Origin of the sequence: Streptomyces sp. DSM 40868 (assembly GCF_011820545.1) — a bacterium.
GTDB classification, from domain to species: Bacteria; Actinomycetota; Actinomycetes; order Streptomycetales; family Streptomycetaceae; genus Streptomyces; species Streptomyces eurythermus.
Genome location: NZ_CP050504.1, coordinates 3,141,484 through 3,162,368, shown reverse-complemented (window position 1 = coordinate 3,162,368; position 20,885 = coordinate 3,141,484). Strand labels below are relative to the sequence as shown.

At 71.2% G+C, this 20,885-nt stretch carries 21 protein-coding genes; 8 read left to right on the top strand and 13 right to left on the bottom strand.

The window, feature by feature from the left end; genetic code table 11:
- Positions 1 to 129 precede the first annotated feature (129 nt).
- The 5 genes from HB370_RS14230 to HB370_RS14210 are packed head-to-tail and all read right to left on the bottom strand — an operon-like array spanning position 130 to position 6,638.
- Entirely contained in the window at positions 130 to 1,077 is a 948-nt protein-coding gene (locus HB370_RS14230) for a dihydrodipicolinate synthase family protein (protein WP_030777190.1), read from the bottom strand.
- Complete coding sequence (locus HB370_RS14225) at positions 1,078 to 2,082, bottom strand: ABC transporter ATP-binding protein (RefSeq protein ID WP_030777188.1); 1,005 nt, start codon at positions 2,080 to 2,082, stop codon at positions 1,078 to 1,080.
- Complete coding sequence (locus tag HB370_RS14220) at positions 2,079 to 4,055, bottom strand: dipeptide/oligopeptide/nickel ABC transporter permease/ATP-binding protein (protein WP_030777186.1); 1,977 nt, start codon at positions 4,053 to 4,055, stop codon at positions 2,079 to 2,081. The genes HB370_RS14225 and HB370_RS14220 overlap by 4 nt, the downstream gene beginning before the upstream one ends.
- Positions 4,055 to 5,011: an ABC transporter permease gene (locus HB370_RS14215; RefSeq protein ID WP_030777182.1), complete on the bottom strand. Its 957-nt coding sequence runs from the start codon at positions 5,009 to 5,011 to the stop codon at positions 4,055 to 4,057. The genes HB370_RS14220 and HB370_RS14215 overlap by 1 nt, the downstream gene beginning before the upstream one ends.
- Positions 5,012 to 5,015: 4 nt before the next feature.
- Positions 5,016 to 6,638, bottom strand: coding sequence for an ABC transporter substrate-binding protein (locus tag HB370_RS14210; protein ID WP_030777180.1), 1,623 nt, complete (start codon positions 6,636 to 6,638; stop codon positions 5,016 to 5,018).
- Between the two features lie 337 nt (positions 6,639 to 6,975).
- Between HB370_RS14210 and HB370_RS14205 the strand changes: the two genes are divergently transcribed.
- The 4 genes from HB370_RS14205 to HB370_RS14190 are packed head-to-tail and all read left to right on the top strand — an operon-like array spanning position 6,976 to position 9,038.
- Positions 6,976 to 7,176, top strand: coding sequence for a hypothetical protein (locus tag HB370_RS14205; protein WP_030777177.1), 201 nt, complete (start codon positions 6,976 to 6,978; stop codon positions 7,174 to 7,176).
- The gene (locus HB370_RS14200) at positions 7,173 to 7,388 is read left to right on the top strand and encodes a hypothetical protein (protein ID WP_030777175.1); all 216 of its coding nucleotides are present in this window, start codon (positions 7,173 to 7,175) and stop codon (positions 7,386 to 7,388) included. The genes HB370_RS14205 and HB370_RS14200 overlap by 4 nt, the downstream gene beginning before the upstream one ends.
- A gap of 29 nt (positions 7,389 to 7,417) precedes the next feature.
- Positions 7,418 to 8,164 (top strand): DNA repair protein RecO, encoded by a 747-nt coding sequence (gene recO / locus HB370_RS14195; RefSeq protein ID WP_030604856.1) that lies wholly within the window; start codon positions 7,418 to 7,420, stop codon positions 8,162 to 8,164.
- Between the two features lie 31 nt (positions 8,165 to 8,195).
- Complete coding sequence (locus HB370_RS14190; protein WP_030777173.1) at positions 8,196 to 9,038, top strand: isoprenyl transferase; 843 nt, start codon at positions 8,196 to 8,198, stop codon at positions 9,036 to 9,038.
- A gap of 73 nt (positions 9,039 to 9,111) precedes the next feature.
- Here the strand turns inward: HB370_RS14190 and HB370_RS14185 are convergent, their stop codons facing one another.
- The 4 genes from HB370_RS14185 to HB370_RS14170 all read right to left on the bottom strand — a co-directional run bounded on the left by HB370_RS14185 (position 9,112) and on the right by HB370_RS14170 (position 12,237).
- Positions 9,112 to 9,522: a transcriptional repressor gene (locus HB370_RS14185; protein ID WP_030777170.1), complete on the bottom strand. Its 411-nt coding sequence runs from the start codon at positions 9,520 to 9,522 to the stop codon at positions 9,112 to 9,114.
- A gap of 62 nt (positions 9,523 to 9,584) precedes the next feature.
- A complete protein-coding gene (locus HB370_RS14180) occupies positions 9,585 to 10,487 on the bottom strand; it encodes a metal ABC transporter permease (protein ID WP_030777168.1) in 903 nt (300 codons plus the stop codon).
- Positions 10,487 to 11,260: a metal ABC transporter ATP-binding protein gene (locus HB370_RS14175; protein WP_030777166.1), complete on the bottom strand. Its 774-nt coding sequence runs from the start codon at positions 11,258 to 11,260 to the stop codon at positions 10,487 to 10,489. The genes HB370_RS14180 and HB370_RS14175 overlap by 1 nt, the downstream gene beginning before the upstream one ends.
- 17 nt (positions 11,261 to 11,277) lie before the next feature.
- The gene (locus HB370_RS14170; protein ID WP_030777163.1) at positions 11,278 to 12,237 is read right to left on the bottom strand and encodes a metal ABC transporter substrate-binding protein; all 960 of its coding nucleotides are present in this window, start codon (positions 12,235 to 12,237) and stop codon (positions 11,278 to 11,280) included.
- Positions 12,238 to 12,398: 161 nt separating this feature from the next.
- On the opposite strand from HB370_RS14170, the gene HB370_RS14165 reads away from it, so the two are divergent.
- Positions 12,399 to 13,781, top strand: a complete 1,383-nt coding sequence (locus HB370_RS14165; RefSeq protein WP_030604840.1) for a glycine--tRNA ligase — start codon at positions 12,399 to 12,401, stop codon at positions 13,779 to 13,781.
- A 65-nt stretch (positions 13,782 to 13,846) separates the two neighbouring features.
- Here HB370_RS14165 and HB370_RS14160 read toward each other — a convergent pair whose 3' ends face one another.
- Positions 13,847 to 14,899 carry a chitinase gene (locus tag HB370_RS14160; RefSeq protein ID WP_030777161.1) on the bottom strand — a complete coding sequence of 351 codons (1,053 nt, stop codon included), beginning with the start codon at positions 14,897 to 14,899 and terminating at the stop codon, positions 13,847 to 13,849.
- 156 nt (positions 14,900 to 15,055) lie between these two features.
- Between HB370_RS14160 and HB370_RS14155 the strand changes: the two genes are divergently transcribed.
- Both HB370_RS14155 and HB370_RS14150 read left to right on the top strand, forming a co-directional pair.
- Complete coding sequence (locus HB370_RS14155) at positions 15,056 to 16,066, top strand: aldo/keto reductase (RefSeq protein WP_030777157.1); 1,011 nt, start codon at positions 15,056 to 15,058, stop codon at positions 16,064 to 16,066.
- Positions 16,067 to 16,091: 25 nt separating this feature from the next.
- Positions 16,092 to 16,688 (top strand): TetR family transcriptional regulator, encoded by a 597-nt coding sequence (locus tag HB370_RS14150; protein WP_030777155.1) that lies wholly within the window; start codon positions 16,092 to 16,094, stop codon positions 16,686 to 16,688.
- Positions 16,689 to 16,950: 262 nt separating this feature from the next.
- On the opposite strand, the gene HB370_RS14145 is transcribed toward HB370_RS14150, so the two are convergent.
- From HB370_RS14145 to HB370_RS14135, 3 genes are all read right to left on the bottom strand, one after another.
- Entirely contained in the window at positions 16,951 to 17,208 is a 258-nt protein-coding gene (locus tag HB370_RS14145; protein ID WP_244405523.1) for a hypothetical protein, read from the bottom strand.
- A gap of 188 nt (positions 17,209 to 17,396) precedes the next feature.
- A complete protein-coding gene (locus HB370_RS14140; RefSeq protein WP_030777150.1) occupies positions 17,397 to 18,611 on the bottom strand; it encodes a helix-turn-helix domain-containing protein in 1,215 nt (404 codons plus the stop codon).
- A 10-nt stretch (positions 18,612 to 18,621) separates the two neighbouring features.
- Positions 18,622 to 19,935, bottom strand: coding sequence for a VanZ family protein (locus HB370_RS14135; protein ID WP_157855537.1), 1,314 nt, complete (start codon positions 19,933 to 19,935; stop codon positions 18,622 to 18,624).
- Between the two features lie 290 nt (positions 19,936 to 20,225).
- Here HB370_RS14135 and HB370_RS14130 point away from each other — a divergent pair, with 290 nt between their 5' ends.
- Positions 20,226 to 20,882, top strand: a complete 657-nt coding sequence (locus HB370_RS14130) for a DUF2690 domain-containing protein (protein WP_078637353.1) — start codon at positions 20,226 to 20,228, stop codon at positions 20,880 to 20,882.
- The last annotated feature ends 3 nt before the right edge of the window (positions 20,883 to 20,885 follow it).

Genomic DNA, 20,885 nt, shown 5'->3' with positions numbered 1-20,885 from the left:
TACGCGGGCGCGGGCGCCGGTAGCCGGGTGCGCTGACGCACGCGGGCTCCCGCACCCGTTGGCGGGCGTGCCACCGTACGCGGGCGTGCGCCGTGGCTGCCGCGCGCCGGCTCGCGCCGTACGCCGCTGTCAGCCTCCGTGCGCGTCCTGCCCCAGCAGGCCCGCCGCCGCGAGGAACTTGCCGACCCGCTCGACCTCCTCGCCGGACAGCGGGACCTGCGGCTCGGCGGTCACCGGGCAGTCGATGACGCCACGCAGGTGCAGGGCCGCCTTGAACGCGCCCAGCGCCGCCGAACTGCCGCCCATCCGCGCCGGATCACCCACGCCGACCATCCCGAACAGGGCGCACAGCCGCTCCTGTTCGGCCCGCGCGCCCTCCTGGTCCGCCGCCCGGCAGTGCCGGTACAGCCGGACGTACCCGTGCGGATCGACGTTGGCCAGGCCCGGCACCGCACCGTCCGCGCCCAGCTCCAGCGCCGCGTCCGTGATCTGCTCCGAGCCGGTCAGCACCCCGAACCCCGGGTGCGCGCGCGAGCCCGTGACCAGCTCCCGGAAGGCCGCCAGATCCCCGCTGGAGTCCTTGACCCCGGCCAGGACGCCGTCCCCGGCGAGCCCCAGCACCAGGTCCGCGGGCAGCTTGGTGTGCACGGCCACGGGGATGTCGTAGGCGATCACCGGGACCGGGCTCGCGGCGGCGATCCGGCGGTAGTGGTGGACGATCTCCGCGGGGTGGGTGCGGGCGTAGAACGGGGCGGTGACGACGACGGCCTGCGCGCCCGCCGAGGTGACCGCCGCGACATGCTCCAGGACGCGCGGGGTGGTCATGTCGATCGCGCCGGCGATGACCGGCAGCTGCCCGCCCACGTGCGCGGTCACGGCCGCCACCACCCGCCGGCGCTGCGCGTCCGTCAGGAACGCCGCCTCCGAGGTCGAGCCCAGCAGGAACAGCCCGTGCACCCCCGCCTCCACCAGGAAGTCCACCAGGCGCAGCAGGGACGGCTCATCCACCTCGCGCTCCGGCGTCAGGGGCGTGCAGACGGGCGGGACGACACCGGTGAGCGGGGCGGGAAGGGTCATTCAGGGCTCCTGGCGCGCTAGGTCTCTGGTCGACGTGTCCTCCTCCACAGGATGGTGACACCGGTAGCGGTGAGCGGGGTGTGACGCGGCCGAGAAGTCCGGCATCACCCGGGCGCACAGCTCGTCGGCCTTCCAGCACCGGGTGCGGAACGGGCAGCCGCTCGGCGGGCGGGTCGCCGAGGGCACCGGCCCGGTCAGCGGGATCGGGTCGATGGGGTCCAGCAGGCCCGGCGTGGCCGAGAACAGGGCCCGGGTGTACGGGTGCCGGGACGCGTCGGTGACCCGGCCGGCCGGGGTCTCCTCCACGATCCGGCCCAGGTACATCGTGATCACCCGGTCGCTCATCCGCCGTACCGTCTGGATGTCGTGCGAGACGAACACCAGGGCGAGGCCGAGGCGTTCCCTCAGGTCCAGCAGCAGGTTCAGGATCTGCGCGCGGACCGAGACGTCCAGGGCGCTGGTCGGCTCGTCGGCGACCACCAGGGCCGGCTCCAGGGCGAGCGCGCGGGCGATGGCCACCCGCTGTCGCTGCCCGCCCGACAGCTGTCCGGGCAGGGCGTCGGCGAGCGCCCCGGGCAGCCCCACCAGCCCCATCAACTCCCGCACCCGATCCTCGCGTTCGGCCCGGGTGCCGCGCCGGTGCACGTCCAGCGGGTCGCGCAGGATGCGGCGGACGGTCAGCCGGCGGTTCAGCGCGGTCGAGGGGTCCTGGAAGACCAGCCCGGTGCCCGCCCCCACGGTCGCCCGGCGCTCGGCGGCCGGCATCGCCCACAGGTCCCGGCCGCCGAACGCCACCGTCCCCGTCACCGGCCGCTGGATGCCCACCAGCACCTTCGCCAGCGTCGACTTCCCGCACCCCGACTCGCCGACCACGCCCACCGTCTCCCCGGCCGCCACGGACAGGTCGGCGCCGGTCAGGGCGTACACCCGGTCCCGGCGGAAGAGCCCGCCGCCGCGCGCCCGGTGCACCACGTGCGCGTCCCGTACCTCCACCACGGCGGTCATTGCAGGGCCTCCTCGCTCTCCGTGGACGAAAGCTCCACCGCCGGGTGGTGGCAGGCGGCCGTGTGCGTGGCGGTGCCGGTCAGGACCGGGGCGGTGGTGTGGCACACCTCGGTGGCCAGCGGGCAGCGGTCGGCGAAGCGGCAGCCCGCCGGGAACTGGGCCGGGGACGGCACGACACCCTTGATCTGCGTCATCCGCTCCTCGGCCGACTCCAGCGACAGCACGCTGCCGAGCAGGCCGCGCGTGTAGTGGTGGGCCGGCGCCGCCACCAGGTCGGCGGTCACCCCGGTCTCCACGATCTGCCCGCCGTACATCACCGCCACCCGGTCGGTGACGTCGGCGATCAGCGCCAGGTCGTGCGAGACCAGCACCAGCGCGAAGCCCAGCTCCGCGCGCAGCCGCAGCAGCAGCTCCATGACCTGGGCCTGCACGGTGACGTCCAGGGCGGTGGTCGGCTCGTCGGCGACGATCAGCTTCGGCTCGCGGGAGAGGGCCATGGCGATGAGCACGCGCTGGCGCTGCCCGCCGGACAGTTCGTGCGGATGGCTGCGCAGGGTGCGCTCCGGGTCCAGCCCGACCAGCGACAGCAGCTCGGCGGGGCTACGGCGGCCGCCGCGCCGGACGAGCTGCCGGAGCTGGGCGCGGATGGTCATGGCCGGGTTCAGCGAGGACAGGGCGTCCTGGTAGACCATGGCCATCTCGTGGCCGAGCAGCCGGCGCCGGGCCCGCGCCGGCTCGGTCAGCAGGTCCCGCTGCCGGAACCGCACCTGCCCGCCGATCCGGGCGCCCTTCGGCTGGAGTCCCATCACGGTGAGCGCGGTCAGCGACTTCCCGCAGCCCGACTCGCCCACCAGGCCCAGCACCTCGCCGGGGTACACCTCGAAGCCGACCCCGGCCACGATGTCCACGCCCCGGTGCCGGTCCGGGAAGCCGATGGTGAGGTTCTCCACGGCGAGCACCGGCTGTCCGCTCCGGTCGGGCAGCGGCCGGGCCCGGGACCGCAGCCGCCGGGCGGCCTCGGCGAGGCCGGGCAGCGGCAGCACCTCGCCGGTGCCGGGTTCGGGCGTCTGGAGCCGGTCCGCGGGCGCCCGCACCTCCCTGGGGGCGGGCGCGGCCCACGCGTCCGACAGTCCCTCGGAGAGGATGTTCAGCGACAGCACGGTGAGAAGGATCAGCAGCCCCGGGAAGACGGTCGCCCACCAGCCGCCGGTCAGCACCATGTTCTTGCCGTCGGCGATGACACTGCCCCAGGACGGGTCCGGTGGGCGCACACCGGCGCCGATGAAGGACAGGGACGCCTCGAAGACGATGGCCTCGGCGACCTGGACCGTGCAGAACACCAGCACCGGGGCGGCGCAGTTGACGGCCACGTGCCGCAGCACGATGTGCGGGGTGCGGGCGCCGATGACCCGCTCGGCGGTGACGTAGTCCTCGCCGTACTGGTCCAGCACGTTCGCCCGTACCACCCGCGCCACCGGCGGGGTGAACAGGAACGCGATGGCGCAGATCAGCACGCCGATCCCGCCGCCGAACACGGCCACCAGCACGGCGGCCAGCGCGATGCCGGGGAACGCCATCACCACGTCCAGGCAGCGCATCAGCGTCTCGTCCACGGCCTTGCGGGAGGTGGCGGCGACGGCACCGAGCACGGCCCCGGCCACCAGCGCCAGCGCGGTCGCGCCCAGCCCGATGGCCAGCGACCAGCGGGCGCCGTGCATCAGCCGGCTCAGGATGTCCCGGCCCAGGCTGTCCTGGCCCATCCAGTGCGCGGCGGACGGCGCCCCCGTCCCGCCGGCCGGGTCCCGCATGTCGAGCGGATCGTCCGGCGCCAGCACCGGGGCGAGGAGGGCGACGAGGACGACCAGGGCCAGGAAGCAGACGGCGGCCTTCGACGGCAGCGGCAGCCGGCGCCAGCCGCGCAGCCGGACGCCGGGCCGGGACAGCCGCTCGGTGAGCCTCGCGCGCGTGACCATCAGCCCGCCCTCAGTCGTGGGTTGACCAGCAGATACAGGATGTCGATGACGAGGTTGACGACGACGAACCCGGTCGCGGTGGTCAGCACCACGCCCTGCACCACCGCCGGGTCGCCGTTCTGCACCGCGTCGATCATCAGCTTGCCCATGCCGGGCAGCGAGAAGATCGTCTCGATGACGACCGCGCCGCCGAGCAGATAGCCGACCCGCAGCCCGAGCACGGTGAGCGGGTTGACCAGCGCGTTGCGCAGCACGTTCCGGCCGACCACCACCCGCGGCGGCAGCCCGCCGCCGATCGCCGTGCGGACGTAGTCCTTGTCCAGCTCCTCCACCACCGAGGTCCGCACGATCCGGGTGAGCTGGGCGGCGACCGGCAGGGACAGGGCGACGGCGGGCAGCGCCATGGTCCGCAGCCAGCCGGTGACCGAGTCGCCCGGGTTGATGTAGCCGCCGGTGGGGAACCAGCCCAGGTCCACCGCGAGGTACTGGATCATCAGCAGCGCCAGCCAGAAGCCGGGCGCGGCCACCCCGACCAGCGACACCACCCGGATGATCTGGTCCGGCAGCCGGTCCCGGTACACCGCCGCCGTCACCCCGCCCGCCAGCGCCAGGACGACGGCCAGGGCGAGCCCGAGGAAGGTCAGCTGGAGGGTGAGCGGCAGCGCGGTGGTGACCTGGTCCAGCACCGGGGCGCGGGTGAGGGCGCTGGTGCCGAGGTCGCCGTGGAGGACGTCGCCGACGAAGTGGACGTAGCGCACGGGCAGCGGGTCCAGCAGCCCGTTGCGCTCCCGGAAGTCGTGCAGCTGCTCGGGGGTGGGGTTGGCGCCCTGGAAGAACGCGGAGGCCGGGTCGGCGTCGGAGAACCGCATCACCAGGAACACGAACAGCACGATGCCCAGCAGCAGCGGCACCAGCAGGGCGATCCGGCGCAGCAGGATGCGTACGACCGTGGTCATGCCGTCAGATCCAGCGGGCCTGGAGGAGGTTGACGCCGGGGTAGGGCTGGGGCCTTATCCCGGTGAGCTCGCGCGGGTCCCAGGCGGTCATCAGCTCGTTGTGGACGACCGGGTACAGCACGGCCTGTTCGGCGACGACGTCGATGTAGTCCTGGATCATCGCCTTCTTCCGCGCGGGGTCCGGCTCCCGCGTCGCCCGGTCCATGTCCGCGAAGAGCCGCCGGGCGACCGGGTCGTCCGCCCACCGCGTGTAGCGCATCCACAGGTTCTCGGGGCCGTAGTTGTAGCGCATGATCAGGTCGGCGTCGAGCCCGAACTGGTTGGGGTTGGAGGCGGCGGCCACCACCTGGTAGTCCCGCCGCTGGTCCATCTTGGTGAACACGGCCGTGGTCTCCTGCGGCGCCAGGGTGGTGCGCACGCCCACGGCGTCCCAGCAGGACTTGATCGTCGGCAGGCAGTCCACGATCCAGCTGACGTTGACGGCCATGATCTCGACCTTCAGGTCCGTCACTCCGGCCGCCCTCAGCAGTGCCTTCGCCTTGCCGGGGTCGTAGTCGTAGACGGTTCTGGCCCGCCGGTGGCTGGGGTTGCCCTCGTTGAGGAACGAGGACGCGGGCCGGCCGTGCCCCTTCAGGGCGACCCGCACCATCTTCTCGCTGTCGATGGCGTAGTGCAGGGCCTGGCGCACCCGCACGTCGTCGAACGGCTTGTGCCGGGTGTTGAACATCAGGAACAGGTTGTTCATCCCGGCCCCGCCGGCCACCTTCAGCCCGCCCTCCTCCAGACGGGGGATGTTGGCGTACGGGATGTTGTCGGCGATCTGCGCGCCGGCGCCGGTGCCGGAGATCCGCGCGACGCGGGAGGAGGCGTCCACGATGGTCAGCCAGTTCATCTTCCGGAAGACGGGCCGGCGCGGGCCGTTGTACGCGGCGAACGCCTCGAAGGTGGTGTTCGACTTCGGGTGGTGCGCGGTCTGCCGGTACGGCCCCGAGCCCACGGCCAGCCCCTTGACCGCGTCGTCCCAGGCGCCGGGCCGGGAGTAGACGTGCGCGGGCATGATCTTGGCGAGGGTGAGCCGGGCCAGCCCGTCCGGGAACGGGAACCTGAGCCTCAGCTCGACGGTCCGGGCACCGGTCCTGCGGACCGACTCCAGCCAGGAGGCGAAGAAGCCCTTGGCGAGGGTCTGGGTCTTGGGGTCGAGGATCCGGTCGAAGACGAACACGACGTCGTCGGCGGTGACGGGCTTGCCGTCGTGGAAGGTGGCGCCGTCGCGGAGCGTGAACCGCCAGGTGGTCGCCTTCGGGTCGGCGGGGAGCGCGGTGGCGAGGGCGGGGTACGGCGCCCGGGTGATCGGGTCGGTGTCGAGAAGTCCCTCGTAGATGTGATTGTTGGCGGCCATCGCGAACGCGGAGGCGGTCTGCGTCGGGTCCCAGCTGCCGTCGTTGCCGTAGCCGATGACGGCGGTCAGCGTCCGGTCCTTGCCACTGCCCCCGCCGCCGGTGTCGTTGGTCGACTCCGGCCCGGCGGAACACCCCGCCAGCACCGCCCCCGCGCCCAGCACCCCGGCACCCAGCAGCAACGACCGGCGGCGCGGTGCCGGTACGTCGGGGATCACGTCGTCGCGCACGGGTCCTCCAGCAGGTCGGTGAGCTGATGAGGGTCGGGGTGGTGGGAGGAGTGAGATACGACGTCCTACGTCCTACGTCCGCTCGGTAGCGCGACGATAGGAGGGGCCGTGGGGGCGGTCAAGACAGCGCACGCGAACGAACCCGCCCGTCCCAGCTCCACCCGGGTGAATCCCGCCCCCGTCCGGCGCGTTCGCGTTCCGCCCCCGAGCACTCCCGTACCGCCTGTCGCGGACCTCCGGCCACGGCCGACCCGGGGCGTGGGTCCCTTCCGAGCGGGAAAGCGCAGCGTCACGCTTGATGTACAAAGCGTAAACTCGGACATGGAAGGGGAGCGAAGTGAGCGGCATCGAAGAGGCGGAGGAGGCGTTGAGGGAATTGCGGTCGGCTCTCGAAAAGGCCGGGGTCGTTCTCCCGTCGCTGGGGCTCGATCCGGTGAGTCTCGTGCGGGAGGTGCCCAGCCCGCTGGTGGACCTGGGACGGTGTTCGGTCCAGACCGCGCGCCGGCTGGCGGCGGCACTGGCGGGGGAGGCCCGGTGAAACCCGTCGTGGGCAGTCATGTGGTGGACACCCGCACCGGGAAGGTCGGCGTGGTCATGGGGCACGAGGGGCCGTATGTGCAGGTGAGACCCTACGGCGGCGGGCGCGAGTGGGACGCCGAGCCGGGTGCGCTGCGCTGCGCCACCCCGGCCGAGCGGCTCAGCGCGGCCACCGCCTACGCCAACGCCCGCAGCCGCGGAGAGGTGCTCTAGCGCCTTCGCGCATGGGCGAGAATGGGCCCATGAGTCTGTTCCGCGACGACGGCATCGTGCTGCGCACCCAGAAGCTGGGCGAGGCGGACCGGATCATCACCCTGCTCACGCGCGGGCACGGACGGGTGCGGGCCGTGGCCCGCGGGGTGCGGCGGACGAAGTCGAAGTTCGGGGCCCGGCTGGAGCCGTTCTCCCACGTGGACGTGCAGTTCTTCGCCCGTGGGAGTGAGCTGGTCGGGCGTGGCCTGCCGCTGTGCACGCAGAGCGAGACCATCGCTCCGTACGGCGGCGGGATCGTCACGGACTACGCCCGGTACACCGCCGGGACGGCCATGCTGGAGACCGCCGAGCGATTCACCGATCACGAGGGCGAGCCGGCGGTACAGCAGTACCTGCTGCTCGTCGGGGCGCTGCGGACGCTCGCCCGGGGCGAGCACGCGCCGCACCTGGTCCTCGACGCCTTTCTGCTGCGGTCCCTCGCCGTCAACGGCTACGCGCCCAGCTTCGGCGACTGCGCCAAGTGCGGGATGCCGGGACCGAACCGGTTCTTCTCCGTGGCCTCCGGCGGCTCGGTGTGCGCCGACTGCCGGGTGCCCGGCAGCGTCGTGCCGTCGCCGCAGACCCTGGTCCTGCTGGGGGCGCTGCTTACGGGAGACTGGGAGACGGCGGACGCGTGCGAGCCGAGGTACGTCCGCGAGGGCAGCGGGCTGGTGTCCGCCTACCTGCACTGGCATCTGGAGCGCGGACTGCGCTCCCTGCGCTACGTAGAGAAGTAAGCACGGCACGGGTCGAGGAGACGAGAAGCACATGGTCGTACGCGGGATCCTGGGGCGCCAGCGGCGCGAGTACAAGGCGCCGGAGCCGCATCCGTCCGGTGCCCGCGCGCCCAAGCTCCCCGGTGAGCTGGTGCCGAACCACGTCGCGATCGTGATGGACGGCAACGGCCGGTGGGCCAAGGAGCGGGGGCTGCCGCGCACGGAGGGGCACAAGGTCGGCGCCGAGCGGGTGCTGGACGTGCTCCAGGGCTCGATCGAGGTCGGCGTGCGCAACATCTCGCTGTACGCCTTCTCCACCGAGAACTGGAAGCGCTCGCCCGACGAGGTCCGCTTCCTGATGAACTTCAACCGGGACTTCATCCGCAAGACCCGCGACGAGCTGGACGCGCTCGGCATCCGGGTGCGCTGGGTGGGCCGCATGCCCAGACTGTGGAAGTCGGTGGCGAAGGAGCTCCAGGTCGCCCAGGAGCAGACCAAGGGCAACGACCTGCTCACCCTGTACTTCTGCATGAACTACGGCGGCCGGGCCGAGATCGCCGACGCGGCGCAGGCCATCGCCGAGGAGGTGCGGGCGGGCCGGCTCGACCCGTCGAAGGTCACCGAGAAGACCGTCCAGAAGTACCTGTACTACCCGGACATGCCGGACGTCGACCTGTTCCTGCGGCCGAGCGGTGAACAGCGCACCTCCAACTACCTGCTGTGGCAGAGCGCGTACGCCGAGATGGTCTTCCAGGACGTGCTGTGGCCCGACTTCGACCGCCGTGACCTGTGGCGGGCCTGTATGGAGTTCGCCTCCCGGGACCGCCGCTTCGGCGGCGCCGTCCCGAACGAGGAGCTGCTGGCGATGGAGGCCGCGATGAAGGGCGACTCGTAACGACCGGGTCCCTGGCCGCGCCCCGCGAGGGGCGCGGGGCACCGCGCGACCGGCCACAACGCGCCCGCGGCTGCTAGCCCTCGGCGCACTCCGCGCACGTGCCGAAGATCTCCACCGTGTGGGCCACGTTGACGTAGCCGTGTTCCGCCGCGATGGCCTCCGCCCACTTCTCGACGGCCGGGCCCTCCACCTCCACGGCCTTGCCGCAGGCGCGGCAGACCAGGTGGTGGTGGTGTTCCCCGGAGGAGCAGCGGCGGTAGACGGACTCGCCGTCGGAGGTGCGCAGGACGTCGACCTCGCCGGCCTCGGCGAGGGACTGGAGGGTGCGGTAGACCGTGGTCAGCCCGACGGAGTCGCCCTTGTGCTTGAGCATGTCGTGCAGCTCCTGGGCGCTGCGGAACTCGTCGACCTCGTCCAGGGCCGCCGCCACGGCTGCACGCTGGCGGGTCGCGCGCCCCTTCACGGGCGGTCCAGCGGTCGTCACCGTTGCCTCCTTCGATGGCTCGCTTGTGCCCGGGCCATTGTGCCAGCCCGGGCGGTCGGCGGTCAGACGCCGACCTCGTCCGCGGCCCCCCGCGCGCCCGGGATCGTGCACTCCGCGGGGTCCGGGGCGGGCCGGGCCGCGGCCGCCGCGCGGGCGCGCCGCCGGGCCAGCGGGGTGGCGAGCGCGGTCAGCGCGAGGAAGGCGGCGATGGTCAGCAGGACGATCGTGGCGCCGGGCGGGACGTCCTGGTAGTAGGAGGTGACCGTGCCGCTGACGGTCACGGCCACGCCGATGGCGACGGCGATCACGAAGGTGACGGTGAAGCTGCGGGTGAGCTGCTGGGCCGCCGCCACGGGCACGACCATCAGCGCGGACACCAGCAGCAGCCCGACCACCCGCATGGCGACGGTCACGGTGACGGCCGCGGTGACGGCCGTCAGCAGGTTCAGGGCGCGCACCGGCAGGCCCGTGACCCGGGCGAACTCCTCGTCCTGGCTGACCGCGAACAGCTGGCGGCGCAGGCCCAGGGTGACCAGCAGCACGAAGGCGGCGAGCACGCAGATCGCGGTCACGTCGGACGGGGAGACCGTGGACAGGGAGCCGAACAGGTACGAGGTCAGGTTGGCATTGGAGCCGCCCGGCGCCAGGTTGATCAGCATCACGCCGCCGGCCATGCCGCCGTAGAACAGCATGGCCAGGGCGATGTCGCCGCGGGTGCGGCCGTACCAGCGGATCAGCTCCATCAGGACCGCGCCGAGCACGGAGACGGCCGTCGCCATCCACACCGGGGAGGTGGACAGCAGGAAGCCGAGGCCGACGCCGGTCATGGCCACGTGTCCGATGCCGTCGCCCATCAGGGCCTGGCGGCGCTGGACCAGGTAGATGCCGACCGCGGGCGCGGTGATGCCGACCAGCACGGCGGCCAGCAGCGCCCGCTGCATGAAGGCGTAGTTCAGGAATTCCATCAGCTCAGCAGTCCCGTGCGGATCGGTTCGGTGCCCGCCGGCGCGTGCGGGTGTACGTGGTCGTGGCCGGGCAGGGCGTGCTGGCCGACCGCGCGCGGCGGCGGGCCGTCGTGCAGGACACAGCCGTCGCGCAGGACGACCGCCCGGTCGATCAGCGGCTCCAGCGGGCCCAGCTCGTGCAGCACGAGGAGGACCGTCGTACCGGCCTCCACCTGCCGGCGCAGGGTCTCGGCCAGCACCTCCTGGCTGGCCAGGTCGACGCCGGCCATCGGCTCGTCCATGATCAGCAGCTCCGGCTCGGAGACCAGCGCGCGGGCGATCAGCACCCGCTGGTGCTGGCCGCCGGACAGGGCGGTCACCGAGTCCTTGGCGCGGTCGGCCATGCCGACCAGCTCCAGGGCGCGCCGGACGGCCTCCCGGTCGGTCTTGCGGAAGGGGCCGAAGCGGGTGCGGGCGAGCCGGCCGGAGGAGACGATCTCGGTGACCGTCGCCGGGACGCCGCCCGCGGCCGTCGTGCGCTGCGGTACGTAGCCCACGCGCGCCCAGTCGCGGAAGGAGCGGCGCGGGGTGCCGAACAGCTCGACCGTGCCGCCGCTGACCGGCACCTGGCCGATGATCGCGCGGACGGCGGTGGACTTGCCGGAGCCGTTGGCGCCGAGCAGCGCGACGACCTCGCCGCGGCCGACGGTGAGGTCGATGCCGCGCAGCACGGGCCGGGCGCCGAGCTCGGCCCTCACCTCGCGCAGGGCTATGACGGGTTCGCCGGTGGTCATGGTGCCTCCCGTGCCGCTCACTCGGCGCCCAGGGCCTGCTGGAGCGCCTTCAGGTTGGCCCGCTGGACCGCGAAGTAGTCCTGGCCGCGGGAGCGGTCGGTGATGCCCTCGATCGGGTCGAGGACATCGGTCTTCAGGCCGGTGTCCTTCGCGATGGTCTTGGCGGTCTTGTCGCTGACCAGGGTCTCGTAGAAGACCGTGGAGACGCCGTCGGCCTCGGCCATCTTCTCCAGGTCCTTCACCCGGGCGGCGCTCGGCTCCGACTCGGGGTCGAGGCCGTTGATGGCCTCCTCGGTGAGGCCGTAGCGCTCGGCGAGGTAGCCGAAGGCGGCGTGGGTGGTGATGAAGACCTTGCTCTTCGTGTGCGCGAGGCCGTTCTCGAACTCGGTGTCCAGCGCGTTCAGCTGCTCGACCAGGGCGGCGGTGTTCTTCTTGTAGTCGGCCGCGTGGTCGGGGTCGGCCTTCTCGAAGGCCTTGCCGACGCCCTCGGCGACCTGGGCGTAGCGCACCGGGTCGAGCCAGATGTGCGGGTCCTTGCCCGCCTCCTCGCCGTCCTCGTGGTGGTCGTGCTCGGCCGCGTGGCCGCCGACCTCGTTGCCGTGGTCCTCCAGCGTGGTCAGGGAGGCCGCGTCGATCTTGGTGTCGACCGGGGACTGGGCCACCGCCTTGTCGACGGAGGGCTGGAGGTTCTTCAGGTACAGCACCGCGTCGGATTCCTCGAGGGAGGCGATCTGCCGGGTGCTCAGCTCCAGGTCGTGCGGTTCCTGGCCGGGGGAGGTGAGGGTGGTGACGTGGACGTGGTCCCCGCCGATCCGCTCGGCGAGGAAGGTCATCGGGTAGAACGACGAGACGACGTCGAACTTGGACGTGTTGCCCGCTCCCGCCGCGTCGCCGGAGCAGCCGGCGAGGGTGGCGGTACCGAGCGCGGTGACCGCGGCCAGCGCGGCGGTGGGTATGAGGCGTCGTCGTACGTTCATGACAGTCATTTTCAACAAATATGGAAACCGTTGTCAACAACGCTCGTCATGCGGTCTGGACAGGGGCCGATTTGGTCGTGGGGGAGCCTGCGCCGGTAACCTGAATCATTCGCTGGAAGCATCTCGCTTCAACGCCCGTCGTCGTTAATGAAGAGAGCACCGTGGCCGCCGACAAGATCGACACCATCGTCAGCCTGAGCAAGCGCCGTGGCTTCGTTTTCCCCTGCAGTGAGATCTACGGCGGCCAGCGTGCCGCCTGGGACTACGGACCGCTGGGTGTCGAGCTCAAGGAGAACATCAAGCGCCAGTGGTGGCGCTACATGGTGACGTCGCGCGAGGACGTCGTCGGTATCGACTCGTCCGTCATCCTGGCTTCCGAGGTCTGGGTCGCCTCCGGCCACGTCGCCACCTTCACGGACCCGCTGACCGAGTGCACCTCGTGTCACAAGCGGTTCCGCGCCGACCACCTGGAGGAGGCGTACGAGGAGAAGAAGGGCCACGCCCCGGCGAACGGCCTGGCGGACGTCAACTGCCCGAACTGCGGCAACAAGGGCCAGTTCACCGAGCCCAAGCAGTTCTCCGGCCTGCTGTCCACCCACCTCGGCCCGACCCAGGACTCCGGCTCCGTCGCCTACCTGCGCCCCGAGACCGCCCAGGGCATCTTCACCAACTTCGCCCAGGTGCAGACCACCTCGCGCCGCAAGCCGCCGTTCGGCATCGCCCAGATGGGCAAGTCGTTCCGCAACGAGATCACGCCGGGCAACTTCATCTTCCGCACCCGCGAGTTCGAGCAGATGGAGATGGAGTTCTTCGTCAAGCCGGGCGAGGACGAGCAGTGGCAGGAATACTGGATGGAGCAGCGCTGGAACTGGTACACCGGCCTGGGTCTCCGTGAGGAGAACATGCGCTGGTACGAGCACCCGAAGGAGAAGCTCTCCCACTACTCCAAGCGCACCGCCGACATCGAGTACCGCTTCCAGTTCGGCGGCAGCGAGTGGGGCGAGCTGGAGGGCGTCGCCAACCGCACCGACTACGACCTCTCCGCGCACGCCAAGGCCTCCGGCCAGGACCTCTCCTACTTCGACCAGGAGGCCGGCGAGCGCTGGACGCCGTACGTCATCGAGCCGGCGGCGGGTGTCGGCCGCACCATGCTGGCCTTCCTCCTGGACGCCTACGTCGAGGACGAGGCGCCCAACGCCAAGGGCAAGATGGAGAAGCGGACCGTCCTGCGGCTCGACCACCGTCTCGCCCCGGTGAAGGTGGCCGTGCTGCCGCTGTCCCGCAACCCGGAGCTGTCCCCGAAGGCCAAGGGCCTGGCCCAGGCGCTGCGCCAGCACTGGAACATCGAGTTCGACGACGCCGGCGCCATCGGCCGCCGCTACCGCCGTCAGGACGAGATCGGCACGCCGTACTGCGTGACCGTCGACTTCGACACCCTCGAGGACAACGCCGTCACCGTGCGCGAGCGTGACTCGATGAAGCAGGAGCGGGTGTCGCTCGACCAGATCGAGGGCTACCTGGCCTCGCGTCTGCTGGGCGCCTAGTCACGACCGCGAAATGCCGGGCGGGCCGATGAGGGCCCGCCCGGCATTCGTGTGTCCGCGCCCGCTCAACGGCCCTGGAGCGCCTTGACGTTGTCGCCGAACGTCCAGTTCTTCGCGCCGTCCCAGTTGACGGACCAGGTCATCAGGCCCTTGAGCGAGCCGCCGTAGTTCCGCCAGGCCTGGGCGACCAGGGACGGGGACATGTAGCCGCCGCCCGCGCCGGGCTGGGCGGGCAGCCCCGGGACCTGCTTGTCGTAGGGCACCTTGATCGTCGTGCCCTGTACGACCAGGCCCTTGTTCAGGCAGTCGGTCTGCGCGGTGAAGCCCTGTACGGTGCCCGCCGAGTAGGAGTCGCCGGAGCAGCCGTACATGCTGCCGTTGTAGTACTGCATGTTCAGCCACCACAGCCGGCCGTTGTCCGCGTACTTCTTGATGACCGGCAGGTACGCGCCCCAGATCGAGCCGTAGGTGACGCTGCCGCCCGTGACGTACGCCGTCTCCGGGGCCATCGTCAGGCCGAAGTTCGAGGGCATCTGGGCGAGGATCCCGTCGATGATGCGGATCAGGTTGGCCTGGGACGGCGACAGCTGGTTGATGTTGCCGCTGCCGACCAGGCCCGTCTCTATGTCGATGTCGATGCCGTCGAAGTTGTACTTCTTCAGGATCGGCACGATCGTCGCCACGAAGCGGTCGGCGACGGTCTGGGACGACAGGTCGATGCCGGCCGCCGCGCCGCCGATGGACAGCAGGATCGTCTGGCCGGACGCCTTGGCCTGGCACATCTCGGAGGGCGTGGCCACCTTCACGCCGGCGTCCATGCCGTCCTCCCACAGTGCGGTGCCGTCGGAGCGGATCACCGGGAAGGCCGCGTTGATCACGTTGTAGCCGTGGGCGGGGATACGGGAGTCGGTGATCGGGGTCCAGCCGAAGGGCGGGTGGACGCCGTTGGCGGAGCCGTCCCAGTTCTCCCAGTAGCCCTGGAGCACCTTGCCCGCCGGCCTCGACTTCACCGCGCAGGTGTCGGCGGCGGAGGCGGCGGGCGCGGTGGCGATGGCCAGCGGGGCGAGGACGGCGCCGGTCAGGGCGGCGGTGAGCAGGCGCAGGGTGCGGCGGAGCATCGGGCCTCCCGGCGGGGGTTCGGGTCGAGGGGATGTCGCAGACATGACAGTGCGCTGGTCCAGACCATTCGTCAAGAGGTCTGGACCACGGCGTTGATGGACATTGTTGGACTGACAGATATTGAAATCTGTTAGCTGTCATGCCACAGTGGAGGCATGACGATGCGAACCCGAAACCTCGGCACCACCGGCCCCCGGGTCTCCGCCCTCGGCCTCGGCTGCATGGGCATGTCCGGCATGTACGGCGAGGCGGACCGCGCCGAGTCGATCGCGACCATCCACGCCGCCCTGGAGGCCGGCGTGACCCTGCTCGACACCGGCGACTTCTACGGCATGGGCCACAACGAACTGCTGATCAACGAGGCGCTGCGCACCGCCCCCGCCGCGCTGCGCGAGAACGCGCGGATCAGCGTGAAGTTCGGCGCGCTGCGCGGCCCGGACGGCGACTGGTTCGGCTTCGACGGCCGCCCGGCCGCCGTGAAGAACTTCGCCGCCTACTCCCTCCAGCGCCTCGGCGTCGACCACATCGACATCTACCGTCCGTCCCGGCTCGACCCGGACGTGCCCATCGAGGAGACCGTCGGCGCCATCGCCGAACTGGTCGACAAGGGCTGGGTCCGGCACATCGGGCTGAGCGAGGTCGGCGCGGACACCATCCGCCGGGCCGCCGCCACCGCCCCCATCGCGGACCTCCAGATCGAGTACGCCCTCATCTCCCGGGGCCCCGAGCGGGAGATCCTGCCCACCCTGCGCGAGCTGGGCATCGGCGTCACCGCGTACGGCGTGCTCTCGCGCGGGCTGCTCTCCGGCCACGTCTCGGCCGACCAGGGCTTCGCCGCGAACGACTTCCGCGCCCACTCGCCCCGCTTCCAGGGCGACAACCTGCGGCACAACCTCACCCTGGTCGAGTCCCTGCGCAAGATCGCGGAGCAGCAGGGCGTCTCCGTCGCGCAGATCGCCATCGCCTGGGTGCTCTCCCGGGGCGAGGACATCGTGCCGCTGGTCGGCGCCCGCACCCGGCAGCGGCTCGACGAGGCGCTGGGCGCGCTGGACGTGACCCTGGAAGAGGCCGACCTCGCCGCCATCGAGGCCGCCGTGCCGGCGGACGCGGCGGCCGGCGACCGGTACGCGGCGGAGCAGATGGCGATGCTCGACAGCGAACGCTGACGGTCGTGCCGGGTACCGTCTAGGCATGCCTTCGACCACCGAGACCCTGACCGCCGAGCGCATCCTCGAAGCCACCGAGGAGGTGCTGCGCCGCCACGGCCCGGCCAAGGCCACCGTGGTCGACGTGGCCCGCGCGCTCGGCGTCAGCCATGGCAGCGTCTACCGGCACTTCCGCACCAAGGCGGCGCTGCGCGAGGCGGTGACCAAGCGCTGGCTGGACCGCACCTCGGAGCGGCTGGCCGGGATCGTCATGGCCGAGGACCGCTCCCCCGAGCAGCGGCTGCGGGACTGGCTCGCCGCCCTCTTCGAGGCCAAGCGGCACAAGGCGGGCGACGACCCCGAGCTGTTCGCCACGTACACCGTGCTCGTCGACGAACTCGGGGGCGTGGTCCACGACCACATCGCCGACCTCACCGGCCAGCTCACCCGGATCATCGCCGCGGGCGCGGAGTCGGGCGACTTCACCGCCCCCGACCCGGCCACGACGGCCCGCGCCGTCTTCCACGCGACGGGCCGCTTCCACGACCCGGGGTACGCCCGCGAGTGGACGGCGCCGGGGATCGAGGAGGAGTTCGAGGCGGTGGTGGGGTTGCTGGTGCGGGGGTTGAGGGCGGCGGGGTAGGTCCCTGGCTTTCCGCCGCGGGGGCGCCGGACCGGCACGGGGGTGTCCGGTGAGCCGAGCGTCACGCGTCGCGTGTCACCCGCGCGTGATCCGTGACGACGCGGCGGAACAGGTCGTGCCCGGTACGGCCGGTGTGGCGCAGGCACCAGTCCCGAACGGCGTCCCGGTCGTCCTCCGGACCTGACGTCTCCGCGCACGCGCTCGGCTCGGCCGCGCAGAAGACTTCGTAGCGTGTGCGGGACGAAGCGGAGCACCGCGCGGCTCACCGGTCCTCTGCCTCGCCCTCGTCTTCGTCGTCGGCGAGGCGTTCGCCGCGTGACTCGGCGATGCGGAGAGCGTCGAAGAGGCACTCCGTCAGCCGTGTCGCGGTGAAGCGAAGCTCAGGCCGGGACGCGTCCGGGTCGTCCAGCAGCGTCCGGGCCGCTCCCAGAACCTCCCGCCCGGCGCCGAGTTGGGCTTCCTCCATCTCGTCGGCGAGCCGGCTGATGACGCCCTTGGGATCACCGGCGTGCAAATACACACGCTTGCCGTTCTCTGACCAGGGCGACAGACGGGGGCGGTTCGCTGTGGCTTTGGGCACTGTCAGCAACCTCCACGGGGTTGGTGGCCATACCCCCGGCCGGTCGTCCGGTCGCGGGGTCCTTGCCGGAAGACCCTCCCGCCGGGCGTCGGTCGACAACAGGGACGGAGCGTCCCACTTTTGTCACGCTAAGTCGCGACTCCCAGAAACTCGGCGAGCTTTCGCAGCCCTGGTGGCCGGTACGGGACGGCCCAGAGGTCGGTCACGATGGCCACGGCGTGCGTATGGTGCCGCATCCATGTGGGGGCGGTCCGCCGCAGCTTCTCAAGGGTCTTGACGGCGCCCTCGGCGTCCCCGATGTCCGTGTGGGCCCGAGCCACGTCCAGGAGCAGCCATGTACGCCACGACGACGGGATGTCCGTACCGAGCCGCATCCCCTTCGCGAGGCTCAACGCCTCTTCCGGGCGCGCGTGCTGGACGGCGAGGCGGACGCGTTCGATGCGGACGGACGATCCGCTGAAGACGGAGACCATCCTGCCGTCCGCCGGGGGCGCGAGCGCCGTGAGCCGGCGGGTGGCGTCCTCGGCGGTGCGCATCATGTCGCTGGCGGTGTCGTAGTCGCCGGAGCGGGCGGCGGACGTGGCGGCCGACATGATCAAGCCGCCCCAGACGCGCAAGTGCTCGGCACTCCTGCCGCGTTCGCGTTCCAGTCCGTCGGCCGCACGGACGGCAAGGTGCTCGGCGTCGTCCAAGCGGTTCTGGCGCTGGTAGTTCCAGGCGACAGAGTTGCTGATCATGCGGGCCAGCAGCGGGTCGGAGGACCTCTGGGCGGCGTTCATGGCGCGTTCCAGGGCGCTCAACGCGAGGTCGGTCTTTCCGAGGCGGATGGCAAGGTGCCCCGCCAGCTGGAGGGTCTTGCCCAGGGCGGATTCACCGGCCGCCCTCTCGTCGGTGGTGCCGACCGCGGCGGCGAACCGGGCGTCATCGATCATGCCGGGCAGCACCTCCATGAGGCGCCCGAACTGCGCGTCGTGGTACAGCGTCCAGCCGTCGGCGATCTCACGCCAGAGGAGGGGCAGGGACAGCCTTTCGACCCCCTTCGGCTCCTGAGGAGGAACGAACAGCGGAGGCATGATCGCGCGACGCAGAGCGACCATCTGCGGTGGGTCGGGCTCGCCCGTCGACGGTATGGCGGGAGGGTCTCCCAAGAGCGCGGTCAGTTCCACTCCCAGGCCCCCGGACAGGGCGTGCAGTGTCGGCAGCCGGGCACTGTGCTTCCGCTTCTGCTCCAGCTTCCGCACCAGATCCACGGATACTCCGGACCGTTCCGCCAGCGCCTCCTGGGTGAGGTCGGCGAGCCGTCGTAAGCGGGCGATCCGGTCCCCCAGGTGTTCACTCACCATGCCGACCAAGCTACCGCCGGGAAGCCGGCGACATCCGGACGTCGGCCGGATAGCGGGCCAAGGCGCCTTGGGGGATCCGTAGGCCGGTGACGGCGTCGATGGACACGTCGCCGTTCTCGGCACCCATCATCCATACGGGACGCCAGCCCTGGCCCTTGACCTTCCGGGCCAGGAGTACCGCGCCTTGGGCGGTGTGGCCCGTGTACGTGCGGGCAAGCCGCGCTGCCTCGTCCTTCGACACGGTGCTTTCGGGCAGCTTGGGGTCCTTCAGCGCGCGGGCGGTGAAGTTCATGATGCGCCCGCTTGAGGTCACCGTGACGTTCAGCCGCATAGGCATCATCAGTCCCTTGGTGTACCGACGGTACGCGAACAGGTAGACCGCGCTGTTCCCTGATCCGCTGACATGGACGGTTCGTTTGGCGCCGAGCACCTCGGCAGGGAACCATCGGCGGACGAAGCGGGTCGAGACCTCTTCGGCCTGGGTCTGATTCAGGGAGCCGGGCTCTGCCCTGTTGTCCGTGGAGGCGGCTTCTTCCAATTTCTTCTCAGGCCACCATCCGGTGATCCCGCCCCTGTTGGTTTTTGCCGTCACTAGTCCACTGTGCTTCGCGACAACGGTCTGTTCGACCCGCGTTCCCTTTCCGAAGACGTACGCGGCGGCCTCGGTGATCCATGTGTCCGCGCCCTCGATAGCGCGCTGCTCGGCCGCGAATCCCGGACGCTCTGTCAGGGGAATGTAGGGAGTGACGGAGGAGGGGAAGGTAGCGGCCAAGGCGGCAGAGCCCGTAACGGCGAGAGTCGCGCCCCAGAGCGCATCACGCTTGGCCCTTCCCGTGACCCGCCGCCCGGTACGCCGGCACCATACGGTTCCCGCCGCCACTCCGATCAGTGAACCGGTCGTATTGGCAACGATGTCCGTAGCACTGCACGAGCGGCCCATGGCCCCCTCCGCCTGGAACAGTTCGATGAGCCCGCTTCCCACTGACGTGACCGCGAGGATGGTCAGGGGGCGCGGAAAGACGAGAGCGGCGAAGAAGGAGGCCGGGGCGAACAGGGCAACGTTCAGCAGCGCGCTGGAAGAGGTCGGCATTTGAGGAAATGGCGAACTCAGGTCGCACACCGCTCCGTCGCCGACGGGCCCGCCGTCCGCCGGCAGCAATGTCACGGCGAGGATGCCGGCGGAACAGACTGCCAGGAGTACGCGCACCGTGACCGGTTTCCGGCGCGCACACGCGATCAGAGCTGTCGGCACCGCCAAGCACAGGGCGATCGGAACGAACCAGACGAGCAGCCCGGGAATGGCCTGAACGGACGCGTCGATCACGAGAGCGGCGGTCCTTTCGAGGGAAAGGGAGTGCGAGACGCTCTGCCCCGCAGAAACGGCCTTCCGGGCAGCGTAGTGCATCGCCCGCGCCAGTTCGTGAGTCGCGGAAACAACTCCGAGCCATTTACGAGGAGTCGGCTCGGGCGGCCATCTGGCGGTGCGGAGTGGGCGTGTGGGGGCGCATGTGGTGGGGGCCGTTGCGCTCCCTTGCTCCCGTGTGCGCCTTACGGCCGCGGCGGGGGCAGGGCGATCCTGGCCGTCAGGAGCGGCACATCAAGGTGAGTGTTCTCATGACTACGGCCAACCCTGACGACAACTCCACGGCACCGGCCGGTCCGAGTGGCAACTCCCCGGCACCAGCCGACCCCGGTGGCAACCCCACGCCACCAGCCGACCCCGGCGACAACTCCCCAACACCGGGCGACCCGCCGAACTCCCCGGCGCGGCCCCCTTGGTGGAAGAAATGGCTCAGTGGGCCGGCGGCGCTCGCCTACGCGGTCGCCATCGTGGGGGCGGTGGTCACCGCCGTGGTGACCCCGGTCGGGGACCACGTGCTGAACTCGCTGTTCGACGAGCCGTCCTGCCCCGGCGACGGAGCGGCCTGCGACGGCAAGAACCCGCAGAACCAGGGGTGCGCCGAGGACGCGGGGACGTTCAAGCCCACCGTGGGCAATCCCGCGCATCTCCAGATCCGCTACAGCGAGGACTGCGAGGCGGTCTGGGCGAAGATCGAGAAGGGGAGCCCCGGAGACCAGGTGACCGTCAGTGTCACGGGCGGCAAGACGCGGACCGCCGAGATCGCCTACGACCACGACCAGTTCACCCACATGGTGTCGGTCCCCGACGACGAGTTCCAGGTCACCGCGTGCGCCGTGCCGAAGCCCGGTGGCAAGAGCACCTTCGAGCGGTACTGCATCCACGCGACCGAGGCCACCGCCTGGCGGTGACCG

What these genes read in the sequence shown, in the direction of transcription:
- HB370_RS14230 (WP_030777190.1), bottom strand. Translation starts at nt 1,077, where the DNA reads ATGACCCTTCCCGCCCCGCTCACCGGTGTCGTCCCGCCCGTCTGCACG.
- HB370_RS14220 (WP_030777186.1), bottom strand. Translation starts at nt 4,055, where the DNA reads ATGGTCACGCGCGCGAGGCTCACCGAGCGGCTGTCCCGGCCCGGCGTC.
- recO (WP_030604856.1), top strand. Translation starts at nt 7,418, where the DNA reads ATGAGTCTGTTCCGCGACGACGGCATCGTGCTGCGCACCCAGAAGCTG.
- HB370_RS14215 (WP_030777182.1), bottom strand. Translation starts at nt 5,011, where the DNA reads ATGACCACGGTCGTACGCATCCTGCTGCGCCGGATCGCCCTGCTGGTG.
- HB370_RS14190 (WP_030777173.1), top strand. Translation starts at nt 8,196, where the DNA reads ATGGTCGTACGCGGGATCCTGGGGCGCCAGCGGCGCGAGTACAAGGCG.
- HB370_RS14130 (WP_078637353.1), top strand. Translation starts at nt 20,226, where the DNA reads ATGACTACGGCCAACCCTGACGACAACTCCACGGCACCGGCCGGTCCG.
- HB370_RS14180 (WP_030777168.1), bottom strand. Translation starts at nt 10,487, where the DNA reads ATGGAATTCCTGAACTACGCCTTCATGCAGCGGGCGCTGCTGGCCGCC.
- HB370_RS14170 (WP_030777163.1), bottom strand. Translation starts at nt 12,237, where the DNA reads ATGAACGTACGACGACGCCTCATACCCACCGCCGCGCTGGCCGCGGTC.
- HB370_RS14175 (WP_030777166.1), bottom strand. Translation starts at nt 11,260, where the DNA reads ATGACCACCGGCGAACCCGTCATAGCCCTGCGCGAGGTGAGGGCCGAG.
- HB370_RS14225 (WP_030777188.1), bottom strand. Translation starts at nt 2,082, where the DNA reads ATGACCGCCGTGGTGGAGGTACGGGACGCGCACGTGGTGCACCGGGCG.
- HB370_RS14155 (WP_030777157.1), top strand. Translation starts at nt 15,056, where the DNA reads ATGACGATGCGAACCCGAAACCTCGGCACCACCGGCCCCCGGGTCTCC.
- HB370_RS14150 (WP_030777155.1), top strand. Translation starts at nt 16,092, where the DNA reads ATGCCTTCGACCACCGAGACCCTGACCGCCGAGCGCATCCTCGAAGCC.
- HB370_RS14160 (WP_030777161.1), bottom strand. Translation starts at nt 14,899, where the DNA reads ATGCTCCGCCGCACCCTGCGCCTGCTCACCGCCGCCCTGACCGGCGCC.
- HB370_RS14140 (WP_030777150.1), bottom strand. Translation starts at nt 18,611, where the DNA reads ATGGTGAGTGAACACCTGGGGGACCGGATCGCCCGCTTACGACGGCTC.